Source organism: Thermophagus sp. OGC60D27 (assembly GCF_052400625.1).
GTDB lineage: Bacteria > Bacteroidota > Bacteroidia > Bacteroidales > Marinilabiliaceae > Thermophagus.
The window spans coordinates 42,355-64,977 of record NZ_JBQTGH010000016.1 but is presented as its reverse complement, the minus strand read 5'-3'; the positions used below and the strand labels follow the sequence as shown (position 1 = coordinate 64,977).

Here is a 22,623-nt window from a genome sequence, read left to right as displayed (position 1 = left end):
ACGACAAAATAAATTATATACAATATTACTATACAATTAAATAGTAGGCTTTTTGTCCTTAACTAAACGACATTGCCCGAATTATGCATTAGAACTTCGTAATAGATTTTCTAATGCATTTTTCGGGTTTATGGCAAAACCTTGCTTGTCATGCTCATTTCATGCGATTAAACCATCTCTGCACAGTGCGATTGCGTCGCATCGAAGCATGCGATTGTGTCGCATCGAAGCAATCGACTGAGTCGTTTGCAGGCAATCGATTGAGTATGAATATATGTAATTGTTGTTCATCCTGTGGAATTTTCATTCCACACCGACGGGAATCAGCACCAATGACTATTTACCAATCACTAAAAAACTACTATCTTCAGCTAGTAAACTTTTGCCACAGTAATCTTACCCCTTCAAATTTCGGATACTTTGCGAAAGGACTTCAATTTTAGCTTCGGCATCGGCTTTTTTCTTCTTTTCCAGATCTACCACTTTGGCAGGAGCATTGGCGACAAATTTCTCGTTGCTGAGTTTTTTCATTACACCGTTGAGGAAATCTTTCATTCGCTTAAGTTCTTCTTCCAGTTTGGCAATTTCTTCTTCGGTGTTGATTAGCCCGTCTAGAGGAATGAAGTATTCGGATGATTTGATCAGGAAGGAAACAGCGCCTTCCACTTTATCCTTCACTTCTTCTATGTTTTCCAGGTTGGCCATTTTTTTCAGTACTGGATCGAACCGGTTAAAATAGCCATCTTTGCCCACCATGATTTTTACCTCGAGAGGCTCTCGTGGCGACAGATTTTTCTCCTGTCTCAGGTTCCGTATGGCAGCAATGGCTTCCTTGACGTGCTCAAATTGTTGAAGTGTAGCAACATCTACTTTGTCTGCCTTAGGTTGCAGGCTGATCATGATGCTTTCACCTTCTTTTCTGGGTGCCAGGTGGTGCCAAATTTCTTCTGTGATGAAAGGCATGAAGGGATGCATCAGGCGCATCAGCTCATCGAAGAAGTTTAAGGTGTCTGCGTATGTCTTACCGTCAATGGGCTGTTGATAGCCGGGTTTGATCATTTCCAGATACCAGGATGAAAATTCTTCTCGGAATAAAAGATAGACTTCCATTAATGCATCAGAGATCCGGTATTTTTCGAAATGGTTATCAAGGGTGTTGATGGCCTGATTCAGTTTATTACGGAACCATTCGATGGCCAATACAGAACTTTCAGGTTGTTCCAGCGTTTCATCCACCTTCCAGGTCTTCACTAATCGGAAGGCATTCCATATCTTGTTGGAAAAGTTACGTCCTTGTTCTGTAAGACTTTCATCAAAGAGGATATCGTTACCGGCAGGAGAGCACAGCAGCATTCCCATGCGCACGCCGTCGGCGCCATATTTTTTTATGAGCTCGAGTGGTTCGGGTGAGTTACCCAGCGATTTGGACATTTTACGCCGTTGACTGTCGCGTACAATACCGGTAAAATATACATTTTTGAATGGATAGGTGCCTCGATATTCGTATCCGGCCATGATCATCCGGGCCACCCAGAAGAAGATGATTTCGGGTGCCGTCACCAGGTCGTTGGTGGGATAGTAATAGTCGATCTCTTTATTGTCGGGGTTGAAGCCGTCGAATACAGTGATGGGCCACAGCCACGACGATGCCCAGGTGTCGAGAACATCTTCATCCTGTTTCAGCTCTTTTTCGGTGAGCGAGGGGTTACCTGTTTTTTCCCGGGCCAGTTCAACGGCTTCTTCCGGGGTTTCTGCAACCACATAACTTCCATCTTCCAGGTAATAGACCGGAATACGATGTCCCCACCACAGCTGGCGAGAGATGCACCAGTCTTTTACATTTTCCATCCAATGGCGGTAGAGATTTTTGAATTTGGCAGGATGAAAACGAACTTCGTCATCCATGACGGCTTTTAGTGCCGGTTTTGCCAGATCCGACATTTTCAGGAACCATTGTGTGCTTAAGCGCGGTTCTATAACGGCATTGGTACGTTCCGAAAAACCTACTTTGTTGGTGTAGTCTTCGATCTTAACCAGGTTACCTGACTTTTCCAGTTCGACAGCAATTTTTTCACGAACGTCGAAACGGTCTTCTCCCACAAAGAGCTGTGCTGCCTCGTTTAAGGTCCCGTCGTCATTGAGAATATCTATTGACTCCAGGTTGTGGCGCATTCCAATCTCGTAGTCATTAATGTCATGAGCCGGGGTGATTTTCAAACAGCCGGTTCCGAATTCCATATCCACATATTCATCTTCGATAACGGGAATGGCTCTGCCAATGAGGGGTACCAGAACTTTTTTGCCCACAATGTGTCGGAAGCGTTCGTCATTGGGGTTGACACATACAGCCGTGTCGCCCAAAATGGTTTCGGGACGGGTGGTGGCGATGGTGACATATTGATCATTTTCCCCTTCCACCTGATAGCGAATATAATATAGCTTGGATTGTTCTTCGCGATAGATGACCTCTTCGTCCGATAAGGCAGTCTTGGCTGCCGGGTCCCAGTTAACCATTCGGATGCCACGATAGATAAGGCCTTTACGATAAAGATCCACAAAAACTTTGATGACGCCCTGGCTGCGGACTTCGTCCATGGTGAAGCAGGTACGGTCCCAGTCGCAGGAAGCCCCCAGCTTTTTAAGCTGTTCCAGGATGATACCTCCATGTTTGTTGGTCCAGTCCCACGCATGTTTCAGAAAGTCTTCACGCGTCAGCGATTGTTTGGAAATGCCTTCTTCCTGAAGCTTGTTAACCACTTTGGCTTCGGTAGCAATGGATGCATGGTCGGTTCCCGGCACCCAGCAGGCATTTTTGCCCTGCATACGCGCCCGGCGCACCAGAATATCCTGGATGGTGTTGTTGAGCATGTGTCCCATGTGCAACACCCCTGTCACATTGGGCGGGGGTATGACGATGGTGTAAGGTTCACGCTCGTCAGGAACAGATTGGAAGAATTTCTGCTCCATCCAGTATTGATACCATTTCTCTTCTGTTTCGACCGGACTGTATTTGCTTGCAATTTCCATAATACGATGAACTTTCTTTTTTTTATAGAAAGTGCAAAAATACAAAAACTCCCCGACCTTTTGGCATTAAGAGGCAAGGATGTGTAATAAAATGAGGCAGAAGGGGACACTAGGCCGATAGGTTTTTAGGTTGATAGGCTAATAGGTTGATAGGCCGATAGGTTGTTAGGCCGATAGGTTAATGGGCTAATAGGTTGATAGGCTGATAGGTTAATAGGCTAATAGGTTAATAGGTTGATAGGTTGATAGGCTAAGGGATTGAAGGGATTGATGTGCTAAATAGACTCAACCCTAACCACTAATGCCTACTTTTAGTTTCATTAGACCAATAAATTAAAAAAATTATATACTAATGAAAAAAGAGGCTGTCTTAAAAGGCTAAAATTTTACACTGAGGCAAAAATTATATTGAAATTGGGAAAGAAACATTTCTCAAAACATTATAAAATTGGCTCGAAGAATTCCAGCATTTACAGGCATCCTCTTTTACTTCATTTAGGTTAAGGGACTAACCAAAATGTCGTCCGGTTCTGCTGCCGACCTCTTCACGGGGGCGAGCTTTCTTTACCACAATTCGGCTTCCGTCGAATTCTTTGTCATCGAGACTGTCAATGGCTGTTTGTGCTTCATCGTCGTTTGGCATTTCCACAAAGCCAAAACGTTTTGAATAACCGGTTTCCCGGTCCATAATAACTTTTGCGGAGGTTACCTCTCCAAATTCACCAAACATTTGCTCCAAGTCCTCACTTTTTGTGCGGGCGCTGAGCTTTGCTACAAAAATGTTCATAATAAAATAGAAATAATTAATAAATGTCGGCATTCAAATAGAAATACTGCAAAGCTCATTTTTGTTAGGGCGTTACTGTATCTGTTGATTACCATTGTGCAAGGTAAGACAATTGTTTGCCAATTGCACGTAAAAATGGATATTTTTTGTTAGCCAATGTTTTAGCGACGACAAAGTTCCGAAACTCAAAGTGGTTGTTTCTTAAAATTCCAAAACGGCACTAATGCCCCAGTGGCGATACTGACCGTCTTCAAATCCCACAAAGACTCCGAGGCTTCCCATCAGGAATATCTGATCGATGGAATAGCCGGCCTGAACATAATTGTTCAGTTGAGGGGTATGCAGATAGTCCACATGGAGGGACTCCTGCCAAAGGCGGTTGCTCAGCAACGGGAGATTTTTCAGCAAAAGATATGGTGATGAGTAGCTTAAATGGCCTGTGGCGTACCATTCGTTGGTGGAAGCTTCATAATCGTTTAGAAGTCTGAACGCCTGTCCTCCTGTAATTCTCACCGGGATCGATGATGCATTAAAATGCTTGAATTGAGAGAAGTGTAACGATTTGTTTTTCACAAACCATCCACCTGCTAGGCGCCACGAAAAGGAGGGGAAGAGTGTCGGTTCTTTCATCTGTTGGGCCGATCCCTCCAGCAACAGATAATCGGCATCGCTGTCCGGCGCCTTTATCCCTTGCGTCAAGGATATCCCGAATGTAGGATATCGGGAATGGGTCATGATTTTTTTCCCTTTTTCTATTCGATAAAAGTATTGAGGAGTGTAGGTCAGGGCGGTATGCCAAGTCAGGCTGTTCTGCTCTTTCAGATGTATCGCCTTTGCCGCATTGTTCTCGGGCAGATTGAAATGGTAATATTCTTCTTTTTTGAAAAATGAGTAGTTGGTATGGTTGAAACGGGGGCTGATCCATTCATAGCCTGCCGAGAAATCCCATTGTAATCCGTTGGCAAGATCTATTTTGTTGCTCACCCGAACAAATTGTTGTCCGTAATATCTTTTGTAGTTCTCTTTAAAGAAGAGCGATGCCACCATGTCGGTAAAGGGGGTTATATCCATTTCTGCCGGCTTGAAGGCAGAAGTTTGGTCGCCTGCTTCCACCGATAGTTGTCCCCGAAGCAAAGGCGCATAATCCCGGGTCAATGTTGCCTTCCACATCAGCTCTTTACGTGCAAAAGCCCATGTTGCTTCGGGGGTGAAGGTAAGTTGCCGGGCTGAATCCTGTTTCCATGTTACATTAAGCGATTGTTTGTATTTCCATCCGTCCACCGGATTAAAGCCCAGATTTCCCGGGCGGATAAGACCCTTGTAATTTATTGTAAGAGCTGAATCAGCCATGTAGAGCTGTTGGTCTGAAGTAAGCAGCGATATGGTTTTGCTGATGCGTCCGGGCTTTTCCTGATTGATTGTGTCGTTTTGGTTATCGGCGAAGGCTTTCAGACTGTCTGCCAGCACAAAGCTTTGATGCTCAATGGGGGTGAGGGGCACGGGACGTATTTTGTTCCAGAATGTGGAATCCCGCTTTATGGAATCTTTTTTAACATCGAGGTGATAGGTGCCTGTTTGCTCCAGCGAGACGGGCTCTTCATCTTTGGTTTCTTTTTCCATGAGCCGTGCCAGTTTCATCATCTCACGGTTGCTGAGTTCTTCTTTGGACAGTAACTGGTCTATTTTTTCCCTGTTTTTCTTTTCTTTTGGATCAGATTCTGATTGTTCTTTATGCGGTTTTTCCTCCGAAGAAACCGGGTATGATCCGGTCAGTGCTGCAACGTTGATCGCATCATTCAGTGCTACGTCGGTATATTTTACCGAGCCGGCATAATCAATAACGGCTTTCACGCCCATTACTTTTAAATCGAGGTCAAATTGGTGAGTTACGGGTAGCCAGGCGTTTTCCTCGACCGGCTGAAACAATTGATTAATATTAATCGTTCCCCAAAAAGTTTGAGCAGTGAGGTCTACCGAATGGAGGTTCCACAGGTTATGAACAATATAGATATATCCGGATACCAGTTGCTGGCTTTTTCGTTTGGGAATGACTTTTATTTTATCCACTTCCACGTTACCTTCTTCAAAGTAACCTTCGTAACGAAACTTGTAATGCCGCATGGCTTGTGGTGCCAGCGGTGAAATGATCATTCCGTTGTCGGGCTCATAAAAGCTGCTGTTGATAAACCCCAGTGCTACCGATTCATCACCTGCAGGGAATGAGGTGCGTGAGGCCAGAACGGTATGTTTGAATGTGTCGGGGGCGATGAAGTGAATTCTGTTCATCGACTCCATGGTATAGGTTCGGCCCTCTTCCAGCGGAACTTCCGTGTCGTTAACCTGTACGGTTAAGGACTTCCTCAAAAGCCGGGGTATTTTATCCATCCTGAATGAGCCCTTCAGATAGACTTCGGCGGTGTACTGTTTGGTTTGTCGTAAATAGTAGGGGGCCATACCAATGGCTTTGCGCATGATGGCATAGGCGGGGTCCTCACCCGAGGGGTTGACAACCACTTCGGGCAGCCGGTAATTCTGAGGTTCCAGACTGATATCAAGATCAACCCATGTGTCGCCAATGGTCAACTTATATTCGCGCCGTTTAAAGCCCAGACTCTGGAAAATTAACAGATATTCTCCTTGGGGTAGCTCAATTTCATAATTTCCGTTGAGGTTGCTGGTTGTCCCAGTCATTAAGTCGGGAATGTAAATACTGACATTGGGCAGTGGGGTATTCTGTTCATCGGTGACGGTTCCTCTGATCCCTTGAGAAAACAGAATGGTTGGTAGAAGGGTACAAAAAAAGAGGATGGTGAATCTTAAGTTCATGGGGAATTGGTTGAGGGTGAATGAACATAGTAACGATTATTGGATAGCAAAATTTATTCCAAAAAAATGAAAGTTAGAGTTTCTGGTTTAATTGATAGAGCTATTGATTTCTTTAAGGCTAGTTCTGGCAGGCATAAGTTTAATGGCCTAATAGTCTATCAGGTGATTAAAGGGAATCAGCACATTTGCATAGCCCCATGCCCTATGTTACATGCCCTAATTCCGGTTAAAACTTCCACTGGAAGGAGTTTTTTACGGTGTAGAATAACTTATCCACATCGGGAGGTGCGGTGTTGTCGTATTCCAGTTTTACAAACAATCCGAAGTTAAAGTTTTTGGATATTTTCAGATTGAGGTTGGATTCGCTCCAAATCCGGTAGTCGGCCGGATCGGAATAATCGGGTTCATAATAGGTGGTGTTGTTGATAGACGCCGAGGGACTGATGGTCCAGTTGAAGCTACCCATGGAGCTGAATTTGACCAAACTTTTACGACGTTCGAAATCGCTGTATTCATATAATTCGTTAAGGTAGATGGTGTATCCTACCAGGAAGAAGGAGAATTTTTCCTTGTCAGCAATGTTGAAACGAGGACCTCCTCCCAGGATGTATCTATGTTTAAGACTTTTGACGCGGTTGTACTGGTATTGAAAAAAACTTTCGGCAATAACGATCTTGTCGGGAACCCAGTAATTGTATTTGAGCATAAGTCCTCCATTGTTAACGTTTCGTTCACTCCCCACTTCGTTAAAACTAAGATCGGTGGAGAGTAGATAGGTATTTAACTCATCGTTATACTGCAATTTCAGACGGGAGCTCAGTTGTTTCTGATCGGTGGTGGTGTGAATCAGATTGAAACCCAGGTTGAATTCCCCTTGTAGGCCTTTATTGGGATCTTTGGTTCTCCGTTTATCGATGCTGACAATTTGGGCATCAGTATAAGACAGTAAACCGGTGAAAAGAATGAATATCAGCAAGAATGAAAAACGATAATTCCCCATAATAGATTTTATATGTTAGTTTTTAGTTCTTAAGCTTCAACCCCTAAGTCAACATCAGCATATTAGCATATCAATCTCTTCAATTTCCTCAATCCATTGACCTATCAGCCTATTAACCTATTGACCTATTAGCCTATTGACCTATTATATTCACGGCCTATTGTTCATAAGCGCAACAAATTTATTTAAAAAAGAGAGGCATGCAAAAGACAACTAAAATTGTAATTGATCCAAAACAATTGTAAAAGTATGTCAATGATCATTATCTTTGTCACATTTCAGGTGTAATTTTGGATAAACGCAAAAACACAGGACAATGCCAAAAATCTCTCAGCGGGGCAACTCCATGCCTGCCTCACCTATACGTAAGTTGGTGCCTTATGCCGAGGCAGCCAAACAAAAAGGAATCCACGTTATTCATTTGAATATTGGTCAGCCCGACATTTTTACACCTGAAGTGGCATTTGATGCTCTTCATCATCTTAATCTGAAAGTTATTGAATACAGCCATTCGGCAGGAAATGAGACGTATCGACGAAAACTGGCATCATACTACCGTTCCATAGGAATCGATGTGGATTATAACGAAATATTGATTACCACCGGAGGATCAGAGGCCCTTACCTTTGCATTTCTGAGCTGTTTGAACCCGGGTGATGAGGTGATTATGCCTGAGCCCTTTTATGCCAACTACAATGGTTTTGCCACCCTTGCAGGCATCCACATAGTTCCTGTAACATCGGCTATCGACAACGCTTTTGCTTTGCCTCCTGTGGCAGATTTTGAAAAGCTGATAACCTCTCGCACCAAAGGAATTGTAATCTGTAATCCGAACAATCCCACCGGATATCTTTATTCTGAAGAAGAATTGAATGCACTACGAGATTTGGTGCTAAAGCATGATCTCTTTTTCTTTTCCGATGAGGTTTATCGTGAGTTTTGTTACGATGGTGCACGTCATTTTTCGGTTATGCATCTGGAAGGGTTGAAAGAGCATGCGGTGATGATCGACTCGGTGTCGAAGCGTTTCAGTGAGTGTGGCGTTCGGATCGGGGCATTGGTTTCGAAAAATCGCCAACTCATCGAAACGGCCCTTAAGTTTGGTCAGGCACGACTGAGTCCTCCCGGTCTGGGCCAGATCGTTGGTGAGGCTTCGCTGGATACGCCTGATCATTATTTTTCTGATGTCAAAGAAGAGTATGTTCAGCGTCGTAATTTTTTGGTGAAAGAGTTGAACCAAATCCCCGGTGTGGTTTGTCCTGAGCCCAAGGGGGCATTCTACACAATGGTGAAGCTGCCGGTGGATGATTCGGATCAATTTTGTCGATGGATTCTTAATGATTTTGAATTTGAGGGGCATACGGTGATGATGGCTCCGGGTTCCGGCTTCTATTCGAGCAATGATAAGGGACGCAACGAAGTTCGTATTGCCTATGTTCTGAATCGTGACGATCTGGCTAAAGCGGTGACGGTGTTGCGCAAAGCACTTGAGGTGTACCCGGGGCGGCAATAGGCTATTGGATGATTAGGCTGATCGACTGTTAGAATTAGATTGTGAGGAGATCAACCTTAATTCTTTGGTTCATCACAAAAGTGCAAATTGTGATGAACCAATTTTGTATTGTAAACTACGGCCCAGAAAACAAAAAACAGAGAGCAGAAGCTCTGTCTTCCTGTATCTATAAATCTTGTATCTTACATTTATATATTTGGTTTTAGCAAATTGCTAGGATAGGAATATTGTTGTCTTTAGTGTCTTTCGCCAATTGAATGGAATTCCTGAAATAAGGTAATTATCTCCAATGGTTGCAAGCTGTTGTTTTTTGAAGGTTTTACCCGTTTAAGACCCATCGAATGAACCATCTGGCAATAAAGATTTGTGCCATTTAGTCTGATGTTGCAATATGTAAAGGTTTTGTGAATACCTAATGGATTAATAAACAAAACTGAATGGTTCCACCTTTGAATGAAAAAATCACAATGCTGTTGTTCTCCAAAATAGGATGAATAGACAGTCCTGCCACATTACGTTTCCCAATTTTTATGATGGAAGAACCAAAACGGTTCAGCAGCCGAAAATGTTATTCCGCCGTTAATTTTTTGTGGTTGATCGAAATTTAAAACTAAAGAAAAAAGGCATGTCGTAGTTTTGTTTTTTGTTCAATAGGTTGACAGGAATTCAAATAACCATTCTATCCCCGACCCTGAAGGAGGTCGTATCTGTTGGTATAAGATGCGAATAATAAGTGTTATACAATTAGAGGAATCTCAAGATAAAAAAACAGCCGAATATTTTCTGAGGTTACTGACTGCATTTTGGATTTTGTTTGGTTCAAATGTTTTTGGCCAGACTACTGTGGTAAAAGGATGGGTGTATGATGAGGTAACCCGAGCCCCCCTGCCATTGGTCAATATAAGTTTCAAAGGGACGACGATTGGGACGGCCAGCGACACGTTGGGGTTTTTTTCTCTGACTGCTGACGTTTGGGTTGATACTGTTGTTTTTTCATCATTGGGGTATGTCACCCGGCGCTATGGGGTCAAACAAGGCGGCGTGCAGAATTTGGAGGTTCGTATGCACCCTACTCAAATCAGCTTGGAAGAGATAGAAGTGACGCCTGATGACGGTCCCATACGAAGGGTCATGAAGGGATTGGCGGCGCATAAGGGGAAAAACAATCCGGCCGGTTTGGAGCGCTATTCTTACCGACGTTACACCAAGTGGGACTATCGAATCAATAATATTTCGGACAAGATGACTCAATGGAATATATTTAAGCCTGCGAGAGGGGTCTTCGGGTATGATGGTCAAGTGCGTTATTTGCCGGTGTATTTTTCGGAGCAGGTGGTGTTTAACGAATTTCAGAAAGCCCCCCCAAAACGCAAATCAACCATAGAGGCAGATCATACCATCGGATTAGGGATGCTTGAGGAGACAGAGATTTCCGGGTTTACGTCCGGTCTTGATGACGGGCTTAACTTTTACGAAAATACACTTCCTTTTCTGGGGCAGCAGTTTATCAGTCCGGCTCATGACAATGGCTGGTTCTACTATAACTATTACCTGCTTGATTCGGTTAAAACCGATCAGGGAACCGAGTATAAAATCCGGTTTACACCCCGACGGAAAGGAGATAATACCTTTCGTGGTGAGATGAGCGTTTTGGGAAGCCATTTTGCCATTAGAAATATTGAGGCTCAATTAATCAATACCGAGCATCTTAACTTCATCAGGGAATTGAAAATCAGCACCGACTATCAACTGGTAGGTGACACCATCCCTTTTTATGGCAGTTCGGAAATTGCTTTTACCATTGACTACCTGCCTATTGAACTGAAAAAAAATCAGCAGGGAGTGGAGTTGAAGGCCGTCAATTACATGCATTTTTCGGATGTGAATATTGCTCCCAATGAGAATGTTGTGCTTAGTCATCGACAACTGAGCTATGAGTCCTTGAAAGCCGGCGATTACAACAAGAAAGATTCTGTCTATTGGCAGATGATGCGTCCGGTTGCGTTGGATTCGTCCGATCTGGACTTTAAGGCGGGTATCGATTCGGTGAACCGGCTGCCGGTGGTGAGACTTCTCGATAATGTGGCCAATATGGCGATGACCGGTTATTATGATTTTGGTCGTTTTGAGTGGGGACCGTTCGATGAGACGATTCTGTTTAACGAGGTTGAAGGGACACATCTGTATGTAGGAGGTCGCACCAGCGATGAATGGTCGGATCGTTTCAGCCTCTGGGGCGGTGTGGGCTATGGCACACGCAACGAACAATGGCTCGGAAGGTTGGGGGCCGGTGTTCTGTTACCCACCATGCGTCGCAATTTGATCAGTGTCGAGTACAATAATAACATGGTGTTGATTGGGGAGAACGAAAATATTCTCTATTTGTACGAAAATAAACAGAGCCCATCCACCTCCAATCTTATCAGCTACCTTTTTTTGCGGGATGAGCTGGATGAGTTGCATCAGGTTAAAAAGCTGACTGCTTCGTTCGACCATGAAGTGAGGACGGGGTTTAGCATTAAAACCAGTGCTTCTGCTTTGAGATATTATTCGCCTGAATTTTATCCTTTTCTATCCGATGGAGCTCCTTTGGACCATTTTGATGCTTCGGAGATAAGAGTAAAATTGAGGCGGTCGTGGATGGAAAAATATCTTGACTATGGTTATCGGAGAATCTATCTTTCATCTCCAAAACCGGTTATAAATATGGTTTTTTCGGGTGGCATGTCAAATGTGGATGATGAGCGGGGACTCTACGGCAAAATACACACCAGTTTTAAGCATCATTATTATTTGGGGCAGGCGCGTTTGAGCTATGCATTGGAAGGCGGTTGGATCTTCGGCAGGGTTCCCTATCCCTTGCTGGAAATACCAAGGGGAAATGAGTCTTACGGTATCAGTCGTTATCGTTTCAACATGATGAATAATCTGGCGTTTTTTCACGATCGTTATTTGCATGTTTTTACCGAATGTAACTTAAACGGTTTTTGGTTTAAGCGATTACCGTTTTTGAATCGTTTGGGCTTGCGCGAAGTGATCAGCGCCAAAGCTATGCTAGGAAGTGTTGAGAATAGACACCGTGGGCTGCTGGAATTTCCCGAAACCTTTTCCGACTACAACAACAAACCCTATGTTGAAGCCGGTGTGGGCGTTGAAAATGTGTTGCGTTTTTTTCGTTTTGATGCCATCTGGCGGCTTACCGAAACAGAAGAGGCACCCAAATTCGGAGTTCGGGCATCTTTTGAAATAAAAATATAAAAAAGGGTGTATGATGTTTCGTTATGGTACTATATGGTTGGTGTTTGTTTTGATGTTGATGTCTCAGGGTGCGTTTGCAGGCAGCGAAGATGATGATAAAGACTTGCCTGAATGCCGGGCCATACTTTTGAGTGATGAGGCACTATCCCGTTTGTTGGCAAAAGATAAAGCAAAGAGGCCTTCCGGGATTGTTCCCGACTATTTAAAGGTACAATATCTTAGGCGAGCAGGTCAGGTTTCTGCCGGTGCAGGGTATCGGATTCGTAATTTTTACGAGCCAACACTGCTGGTTGGGTACATGTACAAACCCATGAAGTGGAAAAACGGAAAAGCGCCAGTACTCACTCTGAAGAACAGTTTTACCTTGTTGGGGCAGGGTGTCTCTGAACAGATAGCCGTAAAAGGAGGTCTTTCCGTCAACTATCTACTAGAAGAGTCTATTACCTCTAATGGTGCCGTGTACCAACGAGCTTTATATTATTATCAGGATCAGCTATACGCTATGCCATTTATCAGCGGGGAATGGTATTTCAGCCGGGAACGTCGAAAAAGTAGTTTGTTTATGGAGATATCAACTGTTGATTCCGCTATTAGGGAAGCTGTGAATAGTGAGTTTGTTCAGTTTGATGAGATCTGGGCGGTGAGTTTCGGGATGACTTTTTATCTGCATTAATGGTTTGGCCCAAATTCCTACATTCCTTTTTCGAATGAAACATGCATGACCAAGAAGGTTTGTCACAACAAGAATATGTATAAACTTTAGGACATCCGAGTTCCATTTGGCCAATAATAACTTAGATAAAATTTACAAGAATAGAACAGTCGTTGACCTGTTCTTTTATTTGTTTGGTTATGTAGTGTATTGAATTTCTGTTTGTTGCATTGTTTTGTTTCTTCCTTGTTCTAACTTCCCTCTCCAAGTTGTTTTTTTAATCCTAAAATCTCTTCCTTTTAGAGATAAAACAGCAGGGGGCAAGTCAATTGCAATTCAGATGTGGCTGGGGCACTTTCATCTCCGATATTGATCAGTTGCCCTAAACAATTCTATTAAGGCACCAGATGCGTTTTATTTTTGTTGCGGAAAATAATATTGCAATAAGTAAAAATCAAAATAATAATAAGATGAGAGGTTTTATTGGCATTATTAGTCTTGTAGGTATCTTTTTTTTGAATACAGGTTGTGCCAGCCAAAGTACGGAACAAAAATCCCAAACGAGGTATGTCAAACTGGCCAGTGTAGAAGCCGCTGCCGGTGTGGGTGAACGCTCTTTTAATGCGGTGATTGAAGAGAACAGACAATCATCAATGGCCTTTAGAGTGGGTGGAATATTGGAGGAGGTTTACTTTGATGAAGGAGACTTTGTGAAGAGAGGAGAAGTTTTGGCTGAATTGGATCAACGGGATTACCAGACCCAACTGGCCGCTGCTGAGGCACAATATCATCAGGCCAAAGGTGAGTTGGAAAGATATACGGAGTTATATAAACAAAATAAATTGCCGGCCAATACTTACGAAAAAATTGAAACGGCTTTTAAAGCTGCTAAAAGTAATTGGGAAAATGCCCGAAATGCCTTGGCCGATACTCGTCTGAAAGCCCCATTCTCCGGCTTTGTATTCCAAAAGCATATTAATAATCATGAGGCAGTAGCTCCCGGTCAACCTGTATTTATTTTAATTGATACTAATATTCTGGAGGTGAATTTTGGGGTTCCCGAAAGCACGGTCAATGAATTGAATATTGGTCAGGAGGTGGAAGTGGCGGTCAATTCATCTGATGTCCGATACACTGCAACCATTAAATCGGTTAGCCATAAGGCGGGGGATGACCGTTTGTTTGACGTACGGTTGTCTATGGAAAATCCTGATGTTACAAAGATTAAGCCAGGGATGACGGCAAGAGTTTTCATTAACAAGGAGAATGAAGCGAGGAAGGCGAAGGTGTTGGTTGTCCCGACCGAAGCTGTTTTCTTTTCCGGCAATCAAGCATCTGTATGGGTTTATGATGCACAAAAAGAGAATGTTCATCAAAGATCGGTGGTGCCAGGAGATATCTCTCCTGGTGGAATGATTGAAATAATCAATGGCTTGAAGACGGGAGAAAAGATTGTCGTGGCAGGTGTTCATTCATTGGAGGAGGGGCAATCGGTAAAGCCGCTATAGTGGAAGGCGGCAATTAGATTAGTAAGTTTTTGCTTTTAGATTGTTTTTTATTGGATTGATGGACTGGTAGGCAAATCGGGAACTTAAAATTGGGACTAAGCCCTTTACTATTTATCTTATATCTAACCATTTAATTATCTATTTATTGATGTTTTAATGTGGAGATTTGTTGAAAAGAATAGCCGCGGTACAGCATTTATAGTGGTAATGATAAACCAAAAATACTGATGTTAGAGAAAATACTGCAAAAGAAGTCGTCGCTTATTACCCTCTTAATAATAATGGTAATAGGTGGGATAGGATCATTTTCAGGACTAAGCAAATTGGAAGATCCTGAAATACCGGTGAAGGCCGCCGTTGTGATAACACCTTATCAGGGAGCTTCGGTTGAAGAGGTGGATAAGGAGGTTACTGAACCGATGGAAAAGGCCATTCAGAAATTGGAAAATATAGATTATATAGAGTCGCGTTCTCTCCCTGGGATGTCGCAGATAACGGTATTTCTGGAAGGGTATGTTAATACGGCAGAATTACCTCAAATTTGGGATCACCTTCGGCGAAAAGTAAACGATGTTCGTTCGGAGCTACCTGCCGGAGCCAGTGATCCCATAGTAAATGATGATTTCGGTGATGTTTACGGTATTTTCCTTGCGGTCAGTAACGATGGCTATAGTTATGAAGAGTTGGATGATTATACCGATTTCTTGCGGCAGGAGTTGTTAAAAGTAGATGGAGTAAAACGTATCGAAGTGATAGGCCAGCAAACCGAAGTAGTGAATATATCCTTTTCGGCAGATGAATTTGCAAATTTGGGGATTAATCCTATGGCGCTTGTGCAAACGCTCAATGATGAGGGAGGTGTGGCAGACGCCGGAAGTATTGTGACAGGTACCGAACGGATACGGCTCAATGTCGGTACTAAGCTGACGTCGTTGGAAGAGGTTAGGAACCTTAATGTCTTTACTGGTGACGGCCGTAGTTTTCGATTGGGTGATATCGCGGATATATCCAAGGGATTTTATCGTCCCAAACAAAACGGGATGACTTTTAATACTTTTCCTGCGCTTGGATTGGCCATTGCGATGGAGTCGGGCGATAATATTATTAAACTGGGTCAACGCATTGATGCCCGTCTGGCGGAGCTAATACCCGAAATTCCTGTGGGTATTGACGTGCATAAGATTTATGATCAACCTTCACGAGTGAAGGCCTCTATTAACGACTTTACCATAAACCTTATTGAGTCGGTCTTTATCGTCATTGCGGTGTTGTTGTTGGCCATGGGTCTCAGGGCCGGATTATTGATTGCCAGCAGTTTGGTTTTTACCATTCTGGGGACTTTTATCGTTATGGGTTTTATGGATATGACGCTTGACAGGGTATCCTTGGCGGCCATCATTATAGCCATGGGAATGTTGGTTGACAATGCCATCGTGGTGGTTGACGGGATTCTTGCTGATATTCAAAAGGGAATAGAAAGACAGAAAGCGTTTGTCCTGTCAGCTAAACAAAATGCCATGCCATTGATAGGAGCGACGCTGATTGCTATTTTGGCTTTCATGCCAATGGCATTTAATACCACAGAAGCCGGAGAATTTATGAAACCGCTCTTTTATGTCTTGGCTGTTTCATTGATTATGAGTTGGATCCTGGCGATGATCCAGGCGCCGTTTATGGCTTCTTTATTTTACCGAAAAGGGTTAAATCAGAAAAAGAAACAAGAGGAAGGTGCAGATATTTATTCGGGACGCGGATATGTAATTTTCCGAAAAATTATTCGATTTGCGTTGTGGCATAAGTCGTTGGTATCGCTGGGTACTTTGGTCATTCTGGTGTTGTCGTTTATGGCTTTTGGATGGCTGAATAAGGATTTCTTCCCGGTAGTGAGATACAATCAGTTTATGGTGGAATATAGTTTGCCCAACGGGAGTGATATTTATCAGGTGGAAAAAGACCTAGGGGATATACAGGATAAGTTGTTGTCGTGGGATGAGATCACGAAGGTGACTTCGTCTCTGGCCAGTTCTCCGGTTCGGTACACATTGTTGCGCCCCATGAATAATTTTAATCCGTCGTATGGTGAATTGATTGTGGAAACCCATACTTTCGAAGAAGCCATGGAGGTGTTGCCCAGAATAGAAAAGGCCTTTAAGGATAAATTTCCCAACGCCACCATACGTTGTCGACAATATTCTGCAATAGGGGGCGATTACAAAATTCAAGCGATGTTTTCAGGTACTGATCCTGACGTGTTGAGAGATTTAGCTGAACAGGCTAAGTCGATCATGCGGAATGAACCCTTGGCGATTTATGTAAACGACAACTGGGGCAATAAGGTTAAGAATGTGGTGCCTGTTTATTCACCAGAAAAGGCCCGTCCGTTGAATATCAGTCGGAGTGCCGTGGCGTCGGCTCTCTCCATCGCTTCGGAAGGGATGCCCGTAGGGGCCTATTATGAGGAGGATACCCGTTTGCCTCTTATGTTGAAGCTGGCGCCTTCGTTGGCCCATGATCCATCGGCTCTCCATTCGGTACCGATATGGGGAAATTACTCTTCAACTAGTGTCCCTTTGGAACAAGTGGTGGATTCGTTGGCTATGGAAGGCCAAGATTATCTCATTTGCCGTTACGATGGTTTTCGGGCCATTAAAGCCCAGTGTGACCCAATGCCGGGAGCTACGGCACCTCAAGTCATGGAAAAGATAAGACCCCAAATAGAAGCTATTCCGCTACCTGAAGGATACACACTAGAGTGGCAGGGTGAACTGAAAGACAGCCAAAAGGCTAATCGTGCTCTAATGGAGAATTTACCACTGGCATTGTTGCTGATGGTGCTAATTACCATAGGATTATTTAATAATTTTCGGCAGCCGGTGCTTATCTTTATGATTGTGCCATTGGCTTTTATTGGAATTATTTTCGGCTTTTTAGTGACGCGCTTAAATTTTGGATATGTTGCTATTGTCGGTGGGTTGGGATTGATCGGTATGATGATTAAAAATGCCGTCGTACTACTCGATCAGATTAATATTGATATTCGTAGCGGAAAGGAAAAACTCAAGGCTATAATCGATGCCACTATTTCCCGGGTAAGACCCGTTACCATGGCATCTTTTACCACCATTTTGGGCATGTTTCCTTTGTTGTTTGATGAGATGTTTCAGGGGATGGCTGTGGCCATTATGTTTGGATTACTCTTTGGTACTATTATAACCCTTGTTATTCTTCCGGTCATTTATGCCGTTTTTTATAAAGTGAACACAAGAGTGTTGGCCAAAGAGGAAGATGTTAAATAAAAAAATGAATGCAATAATGATGAGAAAAACGATATATTTCATTCTGACTATAATGCTTGGCATGTCTGCCTTTTCGCAAACCACGATATCGTTGGAGGAGAGTCGTCGGGAAGCGTTGGACAATAATAAAACAATACGATCCTCCCTGTTGGAGGTACTGAAAACTCGGGCAGGCGTCAAAGAAGCCAGAACTGCCTATTTGCCAGCCATTGACGGGAGTGCCAGCGCCATATACATTCCCAATTTGGAAGAACTTCGAATGTTTGGTATTAGTCGGGATGACCTAGAATTGTATCAGGCGCAATTTGCTGCGCAGCAGGCTATTTATGCAGGAGGAAAAGTAAGACTTGCCAATAAGATGGCCAAGACGAGTGCTTCAATGGCTAAAAATGCCAGTGAGATGCAGACGGCAGAAATTATCCTGCAAACAGATAAAGCCTACTGGAATCTGGTGGCTATGCAAGAGCAGCAGAAAGTATTGATGCGTTTTATGCAGGCTCTCGATTCTCTGGAGCAGCAGTTGGAGTTGAGCTATGAACTGGGTCTGGTTCAAAAAAGTGAATTGTTGAAAGTTAGGGTTCAAAAGAACGAAACAGAAGTTACCGCGTTAGAAGTCAATAATGCCGTTCGTTTACTACAAATGAATTTGGCTCGAATTATCGGACGTCCTCTTGAAACGCCTTTGAGCGCCATTAACACTGTCGCCCTTCCTGATGATGAGGTTTTTTCCGAGTGGGCAGGAGATCCTTCCGTGCGTCCGGAAATAAGAATTTTGGAAGATCAAGTATCCCTGAGCGAACTTCAAAAAAAAATGACCCGAGCCGATTATTTGCCTCAACTGGGGGCTCAGGTTCGTTACGGGTATTTGGATGCGCCAGATATCGCGTCGGGGACCTGGCACCTGAATGCCGGGGCACAACTCTCAATGCCAATTATTCATTGGCGTGAGATGAAACACCGCATGCAAAAAGCGGAAATTGATGAACAAATGGCTAAATTAGAGCTCGAAAATAATCGGGAGTTGATCAATATGGAAATTCAACAGGCCTGGCTCAAACTTCAAGAAGGGATTGAGAAAATTGGGCTGGCCCAAAAAAGTGTTGAAGAAGCGGTGGAATCGCTCTCTGAAGCAGAGATTAGCTATAATGCAGGATTAAATACCATCACCGATCTGTTGAATGCGCAGGCTGCTCGGCAGAGGGCTGAAGCTTCACTGGTTGAAGCCAAATCCAACTATCAGGTGTCGAAATCCACTTGGCTGAAAGCGATTGGTCAACTAAACGAATTAAAGGAATAATTAGTATCATGGCAAAGCCCTGCGGTAAACATCACTCTTTTTTGGACAAAAAACAACTACCAAAGAAAATAGCATTCTCCAAACGTTTTTTTGCAGAAGTGGTTGTATCACTCTTGTTTGTTTCAATACTTATCATCCTTAATGATAGTGTGAGTTCTGAGGTGATCAACTGGAAAGGGATTTTTTTTGCAACCTTTATTTTTGTCATTTTGAGTGAGGGTATTTTTGTATTCGATACTTTGGTCGCCAAAAGGTATCCATGGCACGAGGCACCAAAAAAGAGGGTTGTTATTCTTTTTAGTTTTGCTTTGATGTGGTTGATAATTGTGGGATATTTTGCCAATATTGTCCGTCCCTTTTTTATTCCGGATGAAGGCATAAGAAATAAGGATAATTTTGCTCTTGCCCTAACTGTATTGGTTTTGTTTCTAACGCTGTATGTTTCAGCTCTCATTTCAACCAATTATCATAAATCTTTACAGTTTTTTATTTTGGAGAATGAGAAGCTTCGAAGAGAGAAGATACGAATGGATTATTTTGCATTGCAAGATCAGCTAAATCCCCATTTTTTATTTAATAATTTGAGTACATTGATGGCCATCATTCCAGAAGATCCGGGTAAAGCGCTGAGATTTACTGAAAATTTTACCGATGTGTATAGATATGTGTTGAGGAGTTCAAAGGTCAAACTTATTACATTGGAGGAGGAATTGAGTTTTATTAAGTCTTATCTCAATCTGCATAAAGAGCGGATTGGAGAAGGCCTAAATTATAAATTTGAGATTAACGATGAGGTGTTGACCAAAAAATTACCCCCCTTAAGTCTTCAATACCTGATTGAAAACGCTATTAAACACAATATGGCTACCAAGGAGCAGCCTTTATCCATTTTTATTTCCGTTAAGGAAAAAAATTTGAGTGTTTCAAACAATTTTAATCCTAAGGTGTCTACCTATTCTACCCATACTGGCTTGGAGAATTTGAGGAAAAGATATAAATATTTGGGGCTGGGTGGTGATGTGAAAATTGTGAATACTGATGATATTTATAAGGTTACCATTCCTCTGATAGATAAAAAGGATGAATATGAATTTCAAGATATTGATCGTTGAGGATGAGCCGCTGCTATCGGCCTCTTTACGAAAGAAGATAGAAATATTGAAACCGGAATACGAGATTGTCGGTGAGTTGCGAACGGTTGCCGATACCGTGAGTTGGATAAATACTCATCCCGAGCCGGCATTGATTTTTATGGATATTCAGCTGGCTGACGGGATTTGTTTTTCCATCTTTGAGCAGGTGGAAATTGTTAACAAAGGTATCATTTTTACCACTGCATATGATGAATATGCCTTGGAAGCATTTGATGTTAATAGTATTGCATATCTTCTAAAACCAATAAAAACAGAGGATCTGAAAGGGGTTTTTGAGAAGATAAACAAAATTGTCAATGCTATAAAACCCTTTAATAGAACACTGGAGATTGATTATCGGAAGTTGGCATCGCAGGTAACCCAATTGCAAAATCAATACAGGAAACGCATAATGGTATCTCGTGCCGATGGATTTATGCAGGTTCCGGTAGAGGAGGTTGCTTTTTTTTCTATTGAGGGAAAAGTAACGGTCGCCACTACTTTTAAGCAGAAAGAACATATTCTGGATTCCACTTTAAGTGAATTGGAGGAAGAATTAAATCCTGAAATGTTTTTTAGAGTTAATCGCCAGTTTATCCTAAACATTAATGCTATCTATAAAGTTGAGAATTATTTTGGCAGTAAGTTGATCATTAAGTTGTTGCCTAATCTGAATCCTTCAGCGAGGATCATTGTTAGTCGTAATAAAGCCGGTGGGGTGAAGAAGTGGTTGGACAGGTAGGGCTACTAAAACATCAGGCCCCGTAGGATATTAATTCGTTTGCTTAATTGGAAAATAGATTTTTAGATTGATTGTTGATTTTCTGGTTAAACTGATTGATAATTAGGTGTTAATGTTTTTTTTGATCTGATATCCAACCCTCTAATAATTTTTTTTATCCTCGTGAGAATTGGAAGTATGGTGTAAATTAGAAAGAGAATGGCGTAGGATGTTTGGCTATGTGTGTTAACGCGACCGGACACTAAAAACTATGCACTTAATATTTTACCATTAATTATGGAGTGAAAAGGTAGCAGTGGAGTGTTGATGCGATAGAAAATGGTTAGATACACAGGTTATTAGATATTATGATTAATAAATGGAATATCAAGATAGCAGAGCCATAAAGTCAAGTCCCAAAATTAAATTCCGGAAATAGAATAATACAACTTCCATTTTGAATGCTTCATTAAAACGTCCACCATCCTGATGAATCTTAGGGTAGAGTCGCTGCTAGGCGTTAGAATGACTTATCTTTGAAATTAGTCGTTTCAGAGGGGTTTTTATGTGGTTCGATGAAATTGTATTGCCGTTTAAGAACAGTTCCCGTACATTTGAACTTTTGTGTAACAATTATTTATTTAACTTTTTGTTTTTATTTGTTGAAGTAATTATTTTAGGATACGTATGTAAGGGGCGATTTTATTTTCTTGGGTGGATTTTTGGTGGATCAGTTGAATTTAGTGAATCATAAGAAAATATGTTGGATCTGTATTTGAGAATAGAATTAAATATAACTAGGTGTAAAGAATAGGGTAATCGGGATGTCGGGTGGGGCCGTGCAGGTATAGGTAAACTTTGTAAACAGGAATGATGGTAAAGCTTATTTATGGATTTATATTAGCCTACTTTGTATTGGGAGGAATCGGATTTTATTTTATTAACAGAAAGAGGGAGGCTGCGATAGCCAGAAAGAGCTATACAAAATTTTTTGTCTATTTCATCATTATCAATATTCTGTTTTTCAGTATTACGCTTCAATCGGTTGTTTTCAAATATTTAGTCTATCTCATTATTGGAGGCGGTTTTGCCGAGATGTATGGTTTGTATCATAAGTCCGGCCATCGACATAATGGTTTCTTTATTCTTTCGTTGGTGGTCTATTCACTATTGTCAGTGGGGTTAAATGTTTTTAGTGAAAAAGATAAAGGCTTGTTGCTGTTTGTCTTTTTGGTGGTGTCCATCTTTGATAGTTTTAGTCAAATTACAGGGCAATTGTGGGGACGGCGAAAATTGGTTCCGTCAATAAGTCCCAATAAAACCTATGGCGGGTTAATTGGAGGAATGGCTGTGACTGTATTGAGTGCAGCATTATTGCAAGGGTTGTATCCTTTTTCGGGAACGGAGTTCATTACAGTTACATTGGGTACTATATTTTTTGCCTTCGCAGGAGATTTGGGCGCATCGTATTATAAGCGGGTCTACCAAGTAAAAGATTTTAGTCGTTTAATCCCGGGACATGGAGGAATCCTGGATCGTTTTGATAGTTTAATAACCGGGGGAGCGTGGGTTGGAGTTTGTGCCCTCGTATTTGGTTTTTAAAGG

General features: G+C 42.3%; 13 protein-coding genes. 9 read left to right on the top strand and 4 right to left on the bottom strand.

Going from position 1 to position 22,623, the window contains the following annotated elements:
* Positions 1-396: 396 nt before the first annotated feature.
* From ACT29H_RS15495 to ACT29H_RS15480, 4 genes are all read right to left on the bottom strand, one after another.
* Entirely contained in the window at positions 397-3,027 is a 2,631-nt protein-coding gene (locus ACT29H_RS15495; protein WP_444822563.1) for a valine--tRNA ligase, read from the bottom strand.
* Between the two features lie 508 nt (positions 3,028-3,535).
* Positions 3,536-3,814, bottom strand: a complete 279-nt coding sequence (locus tag ACT29H_RS15490; protein ID WP_444822562.1) for an RNA recognition motif domain-containing protein — start codon at positions 3,812-3,814, stop codon at positions 3,536-3,538.
* Positions 3,815-4,015: 201 nt separating this feature from the next.
* Complete coding sequence (locus ACT29H_RS15485; RefSeq protein WP_444822561.1) at positions 4,016-6,640, bottom strand: DUF5686 and carboxypeptidase regulatory-like domain-containing protein; 2,625 nt, start codon at positions 6,638-6,640, stop codon at positions 4,016-4,018.
* A 226-nt stretch (positions 6,641-6,866) separates the two neighbouring features.
* On the bottom strand, positions 6,867-7,640 hold the full coding sequence (locus ACT29H_RS15480) for a DUF481 domain-containing protein (RefSeq protein ID WP_444822560.1): 774 nt from the start codon (positions 7,638-7,640) through the stop codon (positions 6,867-6,869).
* A gap of 316 nt (positions 7,641-7,956) precedes the next feature.
* On the opposite strand from ACT29H_RS15480, the gene ACT29H_RS15475 reads away from it, so the two are divergent.
* From ACT29H_RS15475 to ACT29H_RS15435, 9 genes are all read left to right on the top strand, one after another.
* The gene (locus tag ACT29H_RS15475; protein ID WP_444822559.1) at positions 7,957-9,153 is read left to right on the top strand and encodes a pyridoxal phosphate-dependent aminotransferase; all 1,197 of its coding nucleotides are present in this window, start codon (positions 7,957-7,959) and stop codon (positions 9,151-9,153) included.
* A 720-nt stretch (positions 9,154-9,873) separates the two neighbouring features.
* On the top strand, positions 9,874-12,411 hold the full coding sequence (locus ACT29H_RS15470) for a DUF5686 family protein (protein WP_444822558.1): 2,538 nt from the start codon (positions 9,874-9,876) through the stop codon (positions 12,409-12,411).
* A 10-nt stretch (positions 12,412-12,421) separates the two neighbouring features.
* Complete coding sequence (locus ACT29H_RS15465) at positions 12,422-13,084, top strand: hypothetical protein (RefSeq protein WP_444822557.1); 663 nt, start codon at positions 12,422-12,424, stop codon at positions 13,082-13,084.
* Between the two features lie 449 nt (positions 13,085-13,533).
* Entirely contained in the window at positions 13,534-14,571 is a 1,038-nt protein-coding gene (locus ACT29H_RS15460) for an efflux RND transporter periplasmic adaptor subunit (RefSeq protein WP_444822556.1), read from the top strand.
* A gap of 227 nt (positions 14,572-14,798) precedes the next feature.
* On the top strand, positions 14,799-17,867 hold the full coding sequence (locus ACT29H_RS15455; RefSeq protein WP_444822555.1) for an efflux RND transporter permease subunit: 3,069 nt from the start codon (positions 14,799-14,801) through the stop codon (positions 17,865-17,867).
* Between the two features lie 16 nt (positions 17,868-17,883).
* Positions 17,884-19,164 carry a TolC family protein gene (locus ACT29H_RS15450; RefSeq protein WP_444822554.1) on the top strand — a complete coding sequence of 427 codons (1,281 nt, stop codon included), beginning with the start codon at positions 17,884-17,886 and terminating at the stop codon, positions 19,162-19,164.
* An 8-nt stretch (positions 19,165-19,172) separates the two neighbouring features.
* Positions 19,173-20,276 carry a sensor histidine kinase gene (locus tag ACT29H_RS15445; protein WP_444822553.1) on the top strand — a complete coding sequence of 368 codons (1,104 nt, stop codon included), beginning with the start codon at positions 19,173-19,175 and terminating at the stop codon, positions 20,274-20,276.
* Positions 20,251-21,039 (top strand): LytR/AlgR family response regulator transcription factor, encoded by a 789-nt coding sequence (locus tag ACT29H_RS15440; RefSeq protein ID WP_444822552.1) that lies wholly within the window; start codon positions 20,251-20,253, stop codon positions 21,037-21,039. The genes ACT29H_RS15445 and ACT29H_RS15440 overlap by 26 nt, the downstream gene beginning before the upstream one ends.
* 849 nt (positions 21,040-21,888) lie before the next feature.
* A complete protein-coding gene (locus ACT29H_RS15435) occupies positions 21,889-22,620 on the top strand; it encodes a phosphatidate cytidylyltransferase (protein WP_444822551.1) in 732 nt (243 codons plus the stop codon).
* Positions 22,621-22,623: the final 3 nt, after the last annotated feature.